Origin of the sequence: Piscinibacter defluvii (assembly GCF_004011805.1) — a bacterium.
GTDB lineage: Bacteria > Pseudomonadota > Gammaproteobacteria > Burkholderiales > Burkholderiaceae_C > Piscinibacter > Piscinibacter defluvii.
This window is the reverse complement of record NZ_ML137196.1, coordinates 291,590-303,952: the sequence shown is the minus strand read 5'-3', so window position 1 is coordinate 303,952 and position 12,363 is coordinate 291,590. Positions and strand designations below refer to the sequence as shown.

General features: G+C 71.9%; 11 protein-coding genes. 6 read left to right on the top strand and 5 right to left on the bottom strand.

Going from position 1 to position 12,363, the window contains the following annotated elements:
• Window positions 1–55 precede the first annotated feature (55 nt).
• A complete protein-coding gene (locus D9C15_RS01405) occupies window positions 56–835 on the top strand; it encodes a hypothetical protein (protein WP_127995634.1) in 780 nt (259 codons plus the stop codon).
• A gap of 6 nt (window positions 836–841) precedes the next feature.
• Here D9C15_RS01405 and pobA read toward each other — a convergent pair whose 3' ends face one another.
• From pobA to D9C15_RS01390, 3 genes are all read right to left on the bottom strand, one after another.
• Window positions 842–2,014 (bottom strand): 4-hydroxybenzoate 3-monooxygenase, encoded by a 1,173-nt coding sequence (gene pobA, locus D9C15_RS01400; protein ID WP_127995633.1) that lies wholly within the window; start codon window positions 2,012–2,014, stop codon window positions 842–844.
• A gap of 25 nt (window positions 2,015–2,039) precedes the next feature.
• Window positions 2,040–2,843: an IclR family transcriptional regulator domain-containing protein gene (locus D9C15_RS01395; protein WP_127995632.1), complete on the bottom strand. Its 804-nt coding sequence runs from the start codon at window positions 2,841–2,843 to the stop codon at window positions 2,040–2,042.
• Between the two features lie 96 nt (window positions 2,844–2,939).
• Entirely contained in the window at window positions 2,940–3,413 is a 474-nt protein-coding gene (locus tag D9C15_RS01390; RefSeq protein WP_127995631.1) for an Lrp/AsnC family transcriptional regulator, read from the bottom strand.
• Window positions 3,414–3,511: 98 nt separating this feature from the next.
• On the opposite strand from D9C15_RS01390, the gene rocD reads away from it, so the two are divergent.
• Window positions 3,512–4,750 carry an ornithine--oxo-acid transaminase gene (gene rocD, locus D9C15_RS01385; RefSeq protein WP_127995630.1) on the top strand — a complete coding sequence of 413 codons (1,239 nt, stop codon included), beginning with the start codon at window positions 3,512–3,514 and terminating at the stop codon, window positions 4,748–4,750.
• Here rocD and D9C15_RS01380 read toward each other — a convergent pair whose 3' ends face one another.
• Together D9C15_RS01380 and pcaF are read right to left on the bottom strand one after the other, a co-directional pair.
• Complete coding sequence (locus D9C15_RS01380; protein ID WP_164886609.1) at window positions 4,751–5,968, bottom strand: toll/interleukin-1 receptor domain-containing protein; 1,218 nt, start codon at window positions 5,966–5,968, stop codon at window positions 4,751–4,753.
• 50 nt (window positions 5,969–6,018) lie between these two features.
• Window positions 6,019–7,221 (bottom strand): 3-oxoadipyl-CoA thiolase, encoded by a 1,203-nt coding sequence (gene pcaF / locus D9C15_RS01375; RefSeq protein ID WP_127995628.1) that lies wholly within the window; start codon window positions 7,219–7,221, stop codon window positions 6,019–6,021.
• 151 nt (window positions 7,222–7,372) lie between these two features.
• Here pcaF and D9C15_RS01370 point away from each other — a divergent pair, with 151 nt between their 5' ends.
• The 4 genes from D9C15_RS01370 to D9C15_RS01355 all read left to right on the top strand — a co-directional run bounded on the left by D9C15_RS01370 (window position 7,373) and on the right by D9C15_RS01355 (window position 12,354).
• Complete coding sequence (locus D9C15_RS01370; protein WP_127995627.1) at window positions 7,373–8,626, top strand: cyclic di-GMP phosphodiesterase; 1,254 nt, start codon at window positions 7,373–7,375, stop codon at window positions 8,624–8,626.
• Window positions 8,623–10,701, top strand: a complete 2,079-nt coding sequence (locus D9C15_RS01365; protein WP_127995626.1) for a putative bifunctional diguanylate cyclase/phosphodiesterase — start codon at window positions 8,623–8,625, stop codon at window positions 10,699–10,701. The genes D9C15_RS01370 and D9C15_RS01365 overlap by 4 nt, the downstream gene beginning before the upstream one ends.
• A 73-nt stretch (window positions 10,702–10,774) precedes the next feature.
• Window positions 10,775–12,034: a class I SAM-dependent methyltransferase gene (locus tag D9C15_RS01360; protein WP_127995625.1), complete on the top strand. Its 1,260-nt coding sequence runs from the start codon at window positions 10,775–10,777 to the stop codon at window positions 12,032–12,034.
• A complete protein-coding gene (locus D9C15_RS01355; protein WP_127995624.1) occupies window positions 12,031–12,354 on the top strand; it encodes a DUF1840 domain-containing protein in 324 nt (107 codons plus the stop codon). The genes D9C15_RS01360 and D9C15_RS01355 overlap by 4 nt, the downstream gene beginning before the upstream one ends.
• Window positions 12,355–12,363: the final 9 nt, after the last annotated feature.

Genomic DNA, 12,363 nt, shown 5'->3' with positions numbered 1-12,363 from the left:
GGCCGGCGGTGCTGCCGGGTAGATTGCAGGCCTCCTCCAACCGACTTGCCTCGTCATGACCCCGAACACCCTCGACTACCCCGCGGAACTGCTGGCGGCGAACTGGGACAGGAACAAGGGCACGATCGCCAAGATGGCCGGCGAGACCGGCATCGGTGCGGCGCTCAAGAAGCTCAAGGACCTGCACACGGGCATCGACTGGACCAAGCTCACCGCCGGTGGTTACGGCAAGCTGCACAACGAGGCGGAGGTCGACGAGGCCGAGAAGAAGGCCAAGGCCTACTACGCCTCCAAGGTGATGCCCTATGCGGCGGCGGCACGCGGCGTGCGGGCGCTGGCCGGCGACGTGGCGAAGAAGTTCGCCGCCAACAAGCTGATCCCCAAGCAAAGCACGGCCTACGTGACCTCGATCGCCCAGGCCGCCGACATCGTCGCCGTCGCCTGCCGCAGCCTCGACGAGGAGTTCAAGACCTTCGAGGCCTACCGCGACAAGCTGCGGCAGCAGATCGAGGGGCAGAAGAAGCTGATCCGGCCGAACATCGACAAGCTCAAGACCGGGCTGGCGGCCTGCATCAAGGACCCCATCAAGGCGAGCTGGAGCACCCACGTCAAGCAGCAGTGCCGCTCGATCAACAACGGCGTGCAGGTCAACCCGGAGTGGAAGCAGCGCTTCGGTGCCGTCTGGGTGAAGTACGACGGCGAGACCTTCTTCGGCAAGCTGAAGGACGAAGCCAAGCTCGAAGACAAGGCGAAGAAGAAGCAGGCCGAGGAGGTGGTGGCGATGTGCAAGGAGATCCAGGCCGCGCTGCGCGACCTGGAGGGCTACTTCAAGTAGCCGGGTTCACAACGGCAGGCCGACGTAGTTCTCGGCCATCACCGTCGACGCCGCGACCGAGTTGACCAGGTAGTCGAGCTCGGCGAGCTGCATCTTCTCGCCGAACTCGCCGGTCTCCGGGAACTTGTGCATCAGCGAGGTGAACCACCACGAGAAGCGCTCGGCGCGCCAGATGCGGCGCAGGCAGCGCTCGGAGTAGCTGTCGATGCCGGCGTCGGACTTCTCGTTGTAGTGCTCGGCGATCGCCCGGCCGAGGTAGCCGACGTCGGTGGCCGCGAGGTTCAGGCCCTTCGCGCCGGTGGGCGGCACGATGTGCGCCGCGTCGCCGGCCAGGAACAGCCGGCCGAAGCGCATCGGCTCGGCGACGAAGCTGCGCAGCGGCGCGATGCTCTTCTCGATCGACGGCCCGGTGACCAGGCGCTCCGCGGCCTCGGGGTCGAGCCGGCGGCGCAGCTCGGTCCAGAAGCGCTCGTCGCTCCAGTTCTCCACCTTGTCGTCCAGCGAGCACTGCACGTAGTGCCGGCTGCGTGTCATCGAGCGCATGCTGCACAGGGCAAAGCCGCGCTCGTGCCGCGTGTAGATCAGCTCGTGCGAGACGGGCGGCGTGTCCGACAGCAGGCCGAGCCAGCCGAACGGGTAGACCCGTTCGTAGTGGCGGATCGCGCTTTCCGGCACGCTCGCGCGGCTGACGCCGTGGAAGCCGTCGCAGCCGGCGATGAAGTCGCACTCGAGTTCGTGGGTCGCGCCGTCCTTCTGCCAGCGCACGCGCGGCCGGGCGCCGTCGAAGTCGTGCAGGCTCACGTTCGCGGCCTCGTAGACGGTGGCCAGACCCTTGGCGGCGCGGTCGTCCATCAGGTCGCGGGTCACCTCGGTCTGGCCGTAGACCATCACCTGCTTGCCGCCGGTGAGCGCCTTCATGTCGATGCGGTGGCGTTGGCCGGCAAAGGCCAGGTCGAAGCCGCCGTGCACCAGCCCTTCGCGGTGCATGCGCGCGCCGACGCCGACCTCGTCGAGCAGGTCCACGCAGACCTGCTCGAGCACGCCGGCGCGGATGCGGCCGAGCACGTAGTCGGGCGTCTTCGCCTCGAGGATGACGGCGTCGATGCCGGCCTTGTGCAGCAAGGCACCGAGCAGCAGGCCCGACGGGCCTGCACCGATGATCGCGACCTGGGTTCGCATGGGGTGTCTCCTGGGGTGAACGGATTCAGAGTTGCCGGCGCAGGTTGGCCTGCGTCTGGCGCAGCGCCGGCAGGCAGTGCTCGAGCAGCGATTCGAGGCTGCGCCGCGCCGCATGCGCGCTGACGTTGATGGCCGCCAGCACCGCGCCGTCGGCGCTGACCAGCGGCACCGAGAGCGTGCGCAGGCCGGTTTCCAGCTCCTGGTCGACCAGCGCGTAGCCCTGCGCGCGGATGCGCGCGAGTTCGGTGCGCAGCCTCGCCGGGTCGGTGATGGTCTGCGGCGTCAGCGGCGGGAGCGCGCGGCCGGACAGCCAGGCCTCGAGCTGCGCCTCGGGCAGCGCCGCCAGCAGCACGCGGCCGTTGGCGGTGCAGTAGGCCGGCACGCGGGTGCCCGGCTGCAGGGTGCTGGAGACCAGGTGCCCGGCGCTCAGCGCGGCGATGCAGATGACGTCGTCGCCTTCCAGCACGCCGGCCGACGAGGCCTCCTTCAGCGTGGCGACGAGCCGGTGCAACTCCGGCTGCACCAGGCGCGGCAGCCGGCCCGAGTGCATGTAGCTCTGCGCCAGGCGCAGCACCTTGGCGGTGAGCGCCCAGCGGCCGCGCTCGCAGCGCACGAAGCCGAGGTGCTGCAGCGTGATCAGGTAGCGGCGCGCAGCGGCGCGTGTCAGCCCGCAGCGCTGGGCCAGCTCGGTGACGGACAGGAGCGGCCGCTCCTGCTCCTGGTCGAAGGCGCAGATGACGGCCAGGCCCTTCTCCAGGCCGGCCACCAGGTCGCGGCGCAGCGGCCCGGGGTCGGGCGCGGCAGTCGGGGAGGGGTCGAGCGGCGGCATGGTGTGACGCCGGTCAATCTATCGGCAAAGCCGGCGCGAGTGTTCTTTCGCCAAACTTTTGCGCGGTATTCGCGCAGGCGCCGGACGCCCCTGGCGTCAGAGATCCACGGGCAAGGGTGCCGCGGCCTTGATCTCCTCCAGGCAGATCATCGAGCGCACATCGTCGACCCCGCGCACCTGCATGAGCCGGTCGGTCAGGAACTGCGACAGGCTCTTCAGGTCGCGCGCGACGACCTTGAGCAGGTAGTCGTGGTCGCCCGAGACGGTGTGGCATTCGAGGATCTGCGGGAAGTCGCGGATGCTGGCCTCGATCTCGCGCACCCGGCCGAACTGCTCGCCGGCGATGGTCAGGCCGACATAGGCCATCACCCCGAAACCGAGCGACTCGGGCTGCACCCGCGCCGCGTAGCCCTGGATCACGCCGCGCTCCTCGAGCGCACGCACCCGCCGGAAGCATTGCGGCGCGGACAGGTGCACCCGCCCGGACAGTTCGACATTGGTGGCGCGCCCATCGGACTGCAGTTCCGCCAGGATCTTGCGGTCCAGACCGTCGAGCTCGTTTCCGTTCATCCTCAACCCCCTGTTTACGCACGAATCGTGCGCGATCGCGGCGTGGCGTGCAAGCTTTGGAACGCACATTTCGTCTCGCGGCGCCTACAGTGCCGGCCATGCAGAACGATCCCGTCGCCCTGGAGGCGCGCCACGGCGCCCACAACTACCACCCGCTGCCGGTCGTGCTGACGCGCGGCGAGGGCGTGTACCTGTTCGACACCGAAGGCCGTCGGTACCTCGACATGATGTCGGCCTACTCGGCGGTCAGCTTCGGCCATTCCCACCCGGCGCTGGTGCAGGCCCTCACCGAGCAGGCGCAGCGCCTGGCGGTCACCTCGCGTGCCTTCCACACCGACCGGCTCGGCCCCTTCCTGGCCGCGCTGTGCTCGGCCACCGGCATGGAGCGGGCGCTGCCGATGAACTCGGGCGCCGAGGCGGTCGAGACAGCGATCAAGGCGGCGCGCAAATGGGCCTACAAGGTCAAACGCGTGCCGGAGGGCCGGGCGCAGATCGTCGTCGCCGAAGGCAACTTCGCCGGCCGAACCACCACCATCGTCGGCTTCTCCAGCGAGGCGCAGTACCGCGACGGTTTCGGCCCGTTCGCGCCCGGCTTCGTCAGCGTGCCTTATGGCGACGCCGCGGCGCTGGAACGCGCCATCGGGCCGCACACCGCGGCCTTCATCGTCGAGCCGATCCAGGGCGAGGCCGGCATCGTGGTGCCGCCGGCCGGCTACCTGCGCGAGGTGCGCGCGATCTGCAACCGGCACGACGTGCTGATGATCTGCGACGAGGTCCAGACCGGCCTCGGCCGCACCGGCGCGATGCTGGCCTGCGACCACGAGGGCGTGCGGCCGGACGGGCTGACGCTCGGCAAGGCGCTCGGCGGCGGGCTGCTGCCGGTGAGCGCCTTCCTGGCGCGTGCCGACGTGATGGACCAGTTCACGCCGGGGGACCACGGCAGCACCTTCGGCGGCAACCCGCTGGCCGCCGCCGTGGGCCTGGCCGCGCTGGAACTGCTCGAGCGCGACCGCCTGGCCGAGCGCGCCGCCGACCTGGGCGCCTACCTGATGGAGCGGCTGCGCGGCCTGCGGCACCCGGCCATCACCGAGCTGCGCGGGCGCGGGCTGCTGGTGGGCGTGCAGATCGATCCGAGCGTCGCCAGCGCGCGCCAGGTCTGCGAGGCGCTGATGCACGAGGGTGTGCTGACCAAGGACACCCACCACACCGTGGTGCGCCTGGCGCCGCCGCTGACCATCACGCGTGCGCAGGTCGACGTGGCCGTGGCCGCGCTGGCGCGCGTGCTGCAGGCGCTGGCGCCAGCCGCAGCGCGCGTCGAGCAGCCGCTGCCGGCCTGATCAGCCCGCCAGCCAGACGCTGAGCGCGAGCACGGCGCCGAGCAGGCCGGCGCACAGCAGCGTCGCGCCGGCCGCGCGCAGGCGGCTGGCGCCGAAGCTGAGCCGGAACGATCCCCAGGCGATCGCCGTCCACAGCAGCGTGCCGGCCCACACCAGCGTGGCGAACACCATCGCCGCGCGGGCCGGGCCCTGGGCCGCGGCCTGCACCATGTTGCCGACCAGTACGGCCCGCTCCGACAAGGTGACCGGGGCGCCCGCGGTGCGGCCGGCTAGCAGCTCGGTGGCGCGGCCGATCAGCGTCGGATCGCTGAGCATCAGCCCGAGGCTCCAGACCAGCCAGCCGACGGCGCTGCCGAGCACTGCACCGCCGCCGATGAAGGCCATGATCAGCGTGATCTGGCGGAACTCGACCCGGCTGCCCACGAGGCGCCAGGCGACGGTCAGCGCGACCGACACCAGCGTGACGACGAACAGCTCCAGCACGCCGGCGAAGAGCTGGAAGCCGACGAAGTCGCCCGACTCGCGCAGCGTCAGGTAGCGGTCCAGCCCGAGCAGCAGCAGCGTGTTGCCGAGCGCCAGGCAGACCACGAGGAAGGCGAACGCGCGCAGGTGGTCGATCGCCCGCCCGGTCTGGCGCCGGCCGATCAGGCGCGTCGGGTGGGTGGCGAGTTCGAGCAGGTCCAGCGCCAGCCGGCCGGGCCAGCTCAGCACCAGCTTCTCGTCCGGGTCGCTCAGCAGGGGCGGCTGCTCGGATTCGATCGCGTAGCGCGACTGCAGCAGCGCGATCAGGCGGTCGCTGTCGTAGCGCCAGCGCGATTCGCTCAGCTCGACGGCCTGGCAGCGCGCGAAGTCCGCCAGCACCGCCGGCAGCTGTGCCGCGGTCGGCATCGCTGCGCCTTCCACCAGCACGGGCAGCACCGGCAGGCCGGCCTCGAGCGCGTCGGCGATCTCCAGCCGCACGAAGTCGTTCGGGTCGTCCAGGCGCCGGGTGCCATGTTCGTCGCGGGCCTCCAGCCAGTCCGGGCCGATCACCGCCAGCACCACGGTCGAGAGGTTGATCGCGCGGCGGATCGCTGCGGCGAAGTCCTCTCCGGCGAGGATGGACGCGTGGTCGTGGAACACGCGCTCCGGCCCGAAGTGCTCCACCAGGCGGTCGGCCAGCCGGCCGGTGGCGCTCGCACTGTCCCGGCGCCGGTAGGAGAGGAAGATGTCGGGCACCGCGGGCCTCCGCCGCGGCAGTGTAGGGCGCGCCCCCCCCCCCGCGACGCTCAGACCCGCTCGACCACCATCGCGATGCCCTGGCCGACGCCGATGCACATGGTGGCCAGCGCGTAGCGGCCGCCGATGCGGTGCAGCTGGTTGACCGCCGTGGTCACGAGCCGCGCGCCGGAGGCGCCCAGCGGATGGCCGAGCGCGATCGCCCCGCCGTTCGGGTTGACGCGGGCATCGTCGTCGGCCAGGCCGAGCTGGCGCAGCACCGCCAGGCCCTGGGCGGCGAAGGCCTCGTTCAGCTCGATCACGTCCATCTGCGCCAGGCTCAGGCCGGTCAGCTCGAGCACCTTGCGGGTGGCCGGCGCCGGGCCGATGCCCATGATGCGCGGCGGCACGCCGGCCGTGGCCATGCCGACGATGCGGGCGCGCGGGGTCAGCCCGTGGCGCGCCGCGGCCGCCTCGCCGGCCAGCAGCAGCGCGCAGGCACCGTCGTTGACGCCCGAGGCGTTGCCGGCGGTCACCGTGCCGTCGGGCCGCACCACGCCCTTGAGCCGGGCCAGCGCCTCGAGGCTGGTCTCGCGCGGGTGCTCGTCCTTCGCGACGATGAGCGGATCGCCCTTCTTCTGCGCGATCGTCACCGGCGTGATCTCGGCATCGAAGAAGCCGGCCTGCTGCGCCTTCACCGCGTTGAGCTGCGAGCGCAGCGCCATCGCGTCCTGCGCGGCGCGCTCGATGCCGAAGTCGGCGGCCACGTTCTCCGCCGTCTCGGGCATCGAGTCGACGCCGTACTGCTCCTTCATGAGCCTGTTGACGAAGCGCCAGCCGATCGTGGTGTCGTACACCGCGTTGCTGCGGCTGAAGGCGCTCTCGGCCTTGGGCATCACGAACGGCGCGCGGCTCATGCTTTCCACGCCGCCGGCAATCATCAGCTGCGCCTCGCCGGCCTTGATGGCGCGTGCGGCCGAGCCCACCGCATCCATGCCCGAGCCGCACAGGCGGTTCACCGTCGAGCCCGGCACCTCGATCGGCAGCCCGGCCAGCAACGCCGCCATCCGGGCGACGTTCCGGTTGTCCTCGCCGGCCTGGTTGGCGCAACCGTAGATCACGTCGGTGACGGCCTGCCAGTCGAGACGGGGGTGGCGCGCGAGCAGCGCGCGGATCGGCACGGCGGCCAGGTCGTCGGCGCGCACCGAGGACAGCGCGCCGCCGTAGCGGCCGAAGGGCGTGCGGATCGCATCGCAGATGAAGGCGTGGGTCATGACGGTGGTCTCCGAAAGTTCTATATGCGAACTTGAGTTCAATAAACGAACATTGTAGGAAACGCGTCAGGATGTCGCAAGCGCGGCGCTCAAGTCGCCCGGGGCCTGGCCGAAACCCTCGTCAAGCCGGTTCGCCCGCCGTTCCCACACCATGCCCCGCCTGACTTCTCACGACACCATCGACGTCGACGCCCTGCGTGTCGGGATGTTCGTGCATCTGGACCTGGGCTGGCTGGCGCATCCCTTCCCGCTGTCGAGTTTCCGCATCACCTCGGACGATCAGATCGCGACGATCCGCTCGCTCGGCCTGGCCAAGGTGCGCTGGAGCGCCTCGCAGAGCGACGTGCCGGCCCCGCCCCCCGCTGCCGCGCCGCAGCCCGCGGCGCCGGCCGCCCCGAGCCCCGAAGAGCAGGCCCGCGCGCAGCACCGCGCCGCGCTGGCCCGCCAGCGCGAATCGCTGGCGCGCTGCGAACAGCAATTCGCCGAAGCCGCACGCGAATGCAAGCGGGCCGCCGAACTCGTCGCCGCGCAGCCGCAGCAGGCGGCCGAACAGGCCGCCGGGCTGACCCGCGCGCTGATGGACAAGATGCTGGGCGAACACGACCTCTGCATCCGGCTGCTCGGCGAGGCGGCCGGCGACAAGGCCTCGGCCCATGCGCTGAACGTGACCATCGTGGCCATGCTGATGGCGCGCACCTTCGGCATGGCCGAGGCGGACCTGATGGACCTGGGCGTCGGTGCGCTGCTGCACGACATCGGCAAGCTGGAGCTGCCCGACCGCGTGCGCCACCGCGAGGACCACTTCTCGCCCGCCGAGTCGCGCGCCTACGAGGAGCATGTCGGCCACGGCGTGGCCCACGCACGCCGCATGGGGCTGACGCCGGGCGCCTCGCTGGTGATCGCGCAGCACCACGAGCATGCCGACGGCAGCGGTTTTCCGCTCAAGCTGAACACCGACCGCATGACCGCGCTGGCGCGCATCGTCGCGCTGGTGAACCGCTACGACAACCTCTGCAACCCGAACCTGGCTGCGCGCGCGCTCACGCCGCACGAGGCGGTCTCGCTGCTGTTCGCGCAGTGGCGCAGCCGCTTCGACACCGCCATCCTCGGCGCCTTCATCAAGATGATGGGCGTGTACCCGCCGGGCTCGGCGGTGCAGCTCACCGACGACCGCTACGCGCTGGTCGTGGCGGTCAACTCCTCGCGCCCGCTCAAGCCGCGCGTACTGGTGCACCAGAGCGGCGTGCCGCGCGAAGAGGCCCTGATCCTCGACCTCGAGAAGAGCGACGGCCTGGGCATCCGGCGCAGCCTGCGCCCGCAGCAGCTGCCCGAGGCGACCCGGCTGTACCTGGCACCGCGCCCGCGCGTGGCCTACTTCTTCGAGCCGGTGCGCGACGAGGAATGACCCCGGCGCTGCGTTCGCTGCTGGACGCCATGCTGCACGCGGCATGGCTGGTCGAGCCCGATCGGCTGGAGGTGGCGGCCGCCAACCCGGCGGCGGCGGTACTGCTCGGCCGCCCGGTCGAGGCGCTGGTCGGCCAGCCGGTACGCACGCTGGCCGGCACGCCCGAGGACCTGTGCTACTGGGACGAGGCCGCCGGCGGCAGCACGGCCGACCTGCTCTCCGACACCTTCGTCACCCATGCCGACGGCCGGGCCGTGCCGGTGACGCGCCGCATCGCGCCGGTGCAGGCCGACGGCTGGCACGGGTGGCTGGTCAGCCTGCACGACCGGGCGGCGCAGCAGGCCAGCGAACGCGCGCTCGAGGTGGCGCGTGCCGAGCTGGCCGCCACGCTCGAGTCCACCGACGACGGCCTGCTGGTGACCGACCTCGCCGGCCGCATCCGCCACTGCAACCACCGCTTCGCCGAACTGTGGGGCCTGCCGCTGGACCTGCTGGAGCGTCGCGACGACCGCGCGGTGATGGACTGGATGCGCCGCAGCGTGGCCGACCCGGGCCCCTACCTGCGCCGCCTCGCGGCGATCGAGGAGGCCACGCTGATGCAGGCCAGCGACCAGATCGTGCTGCACTCCGGCACCGTGCTGGAGCGCGTCTCGCGCCCGCAGTGCAGCGGCGGCCGCCCGATCGGGCGGGTGCATTCGTTCCGCGACATCACCGAGCGCGTGGCGGCGCAGCGCCGCATCGAGCAGCTCTCGCACCACGACCTGCTGACCGGCCTGCCCAACCGCGGCCTGCTGTCCGACCGGCTGGAACGCGCGGTGGCCCAATCGCAGCGCGACGGCACGCCGTTCGCGCTGCTGCTGCTCAACCTGGACCGCTTCAACCAGATCAACGAGACCTTCGGCCACGCGGTGGCCGATCGCGTGCTGGTCGAGGTGGCCGAGCGCCTGCAGGGCTGCGTGCGCCAGATCGACACCATCGCCCGCCTGGGCGGCGACGAGTTCGTGCTGCTGGCGCACCGCTCCGATGCGGCCGGCGCCGAGGCCGCCGCGCGGCGCGTGATGGACGCGCTGCAGCGGCCCTTCGCCGTCGACGGGCTGACCTTCACGGTGACCGGCAGCATCGGCATCGCGATGCACCCGGGCGACGGCGCCGCGCTCGATCCGCTGCTCGGCCACGCCGACGCGGCGATGCGCGAGGTCAAGCAGTCCGGCCGCAACGCCTGGCGCTTCGGCAGCCTGCACGCCGCGGTGCCGGAACGGCAGCTGCGCACCCGCATGCGGCTGGACCACGCGATGCGCCAGGCGCTCGCGCAGCAGCGCTTCCGGCTGCACTACCAGCCGCAGGTCGAGCTGGCCAGCGGCGCCGTGGTCGGTGCGGAGGCGCTGATCCGCTGGCGCGACCCGGAGCTCGGCGAGGTGCCGCCGGGGCAGTTCATCCCGGTGGCCGAGGAGAGCGGCTTCATCGTCGCGATCGGCGACTGGGTGCTGCGCCAGGCCGTCACGCAGGCGGCGCTGTGGCATGCGCGCGGGCGGCCGCTGCGCATCGCCGTCAACGTCTCGGCGCTGCAGTTCCGCCAGAGCGGCTTCGTCGACGGCGTGGCCGCCACGCTGCGTGCCGCCGGGCTGGCGCCGCAGTGGCTCGAGCTCGAGCTGACCGAGTCGATCCTGATCCAGGACGCCGAGGACACGCTGGCACGGCTGCAGGCGCTGGCGCGGCTGGGCGTGCACCTGTCGGTGGACGACTTCGGCACCGGCTACTCCAGCCTCGGCTACCTGAAGCGGCTGCCGATCGGGCGCCTGAAGATCGACCGCAGCTTCGTCTGCGACCTGCCCGACGACGCGGCCGACGCGGGCATCGTCAGCGCCATCATCGACCTGGCCCGCGCGCTCAAGCTGCAGGTGATCGCCGAGGGTGTGGAGACCGAGGCGCAGCGCCGCTTCCTGAGCCAGGCCGGCTGCGACCAGTTCCAGGGCTTCCTGTACGCGCCGGCGCTGGACGTGCGCAGCTTCGAGACGCTGCTGGAGTCGCCCGACCAGCCGCAGCGCGTGGTGCCGCTGCGGCGACAACGGCCCTGAGTCGGGATTTGCCGGCGCGCCCGATGCGCGCGCGCCCGGATTCTGTAGAGTTCCCTGCGCAAGGAGGCTGCGCATGGGTGCCCTCGATGCCGTCCTGGAACGCAAGCTGTCCGGACTTCGGTTGCCGCTGGCGGTGCTGCTGCCCGGCGGGCAGCGGCTCGGGCCCGAGCCGGCTGCCGTCACGTTGCGCCTGAAGGACTACGCCGCGCTCGCGCCACTGGTCGCCGGGCAGGTCGGCGCGATCGGCGCGGCCTACGTCGAAGGGCGCGTCGACATCGAGGGCGCGCCGCGCGACATCGCCGCCGTGGCTGCCGCGCTGATCGGCGACGACCCGACCCGCCCGCCGGGGGCCATGAGCGCCTGGTGGCGCATGCTGTGGAGGCCCGTGCGCTCGCGCCGCCGCCACGAACCTGCGGCCGATGCGCGCCAGGTGCAGCAGCACTACGACGTCTCGGACGACTTCTATGCGCTCTGGCTCGACCCGCGCCGGGTCTACTCCTGCGCCTACTTCCGCGAGCGCGGCATGGCGCTGGCCCAGGCCCAGGAGGCCAAGCTCGAGCACATCTGCCGCAAGCTGCTGCTGCGCGAGGGCGAGCGTTTCCTCGACATCGGCGCCGGCTGGGGCGCGCTGCTGCTGTGGGCGGCCGAGCACCACGGCGTGCGGGCGCACGGCATCACGCTCAGCCGCAACCAGCATGCCCACGTCAACCGGCTGATCGAGGAGCGCGGGCTGCGCGGCCGGGTGACGATGGTGCTGTGCGACTACCGCGACCTGCCCGAGGACGAGCCCTGGGACAAGATCGCCTCGGTGGGCATGTTCGAGCATGTCGGCCTGGCGCGCCTGCCGGAATACTTCGCCAAGATCCGCCGCCTGCTCAAGCCCGGCGGCCTGCTGCTGAACCACGGCATCACCGCCGGCGGCACGCGCAACCACCAGCTCGGCGCCGGCCTGGGCGACTTCATCGAGCGCTACATCTTCCCCGGCGGCGAACTGCTGCACGTCTCGAAGGTGCTCGAGGTGCTCGGCGAGCAGCGCCTCGAGCCGCTGGACGTCGAGAGCCTGCGGCCGCACTACGCGCGCACGCTGTGGGCCTGGAGCGACGCGCTGGAGGCCAACCTCGACACGGCGCGCCGGCTGACGCGCGAGTCGGTGGTGCGGGCCTACCGGCTCTACCTGGCCGGCAGCGCGATGAGCTTCGAGCACGGCTGGATCTCGCTGTTCCAGATGCTCGCGGCGCGCCCGAGCGGCGATCTCTCGGCCGGTGCGCTGAGGGGAGCACAATCGCCGTATCCGTTCAACCGCGGCTACATGTACCGGACCGGCGAATCGTGATCTACAAGTTCAAGTCGAAGGCGGCGGGCGACGTCATCATGCTGGGCCCGACCGGCGACCAAGTGCTGCGCCTGATCGGCAAGGAGCCGGCGCCCAAGGGCATCCTCGAACCGGCGGCCATGCCGGCGGCGCTGGCCGCGCTGGAGAAGGCGATCGCCGACGAGGAGGCGCGCCGTGATCAGGCGCGCCGCGAGGCCGAGGCCGAGGGCCGCAGCCCGGCGCCGGAGGAAGGCGTCTCGCTGCGCCAGCGCGCCTGGCCGCTGGCCGAGATGATCAAGCGGGCGCAGGCCGCGGGCAAGGAGATCGTCTGGGGCGTCTGAGCCCCGGCC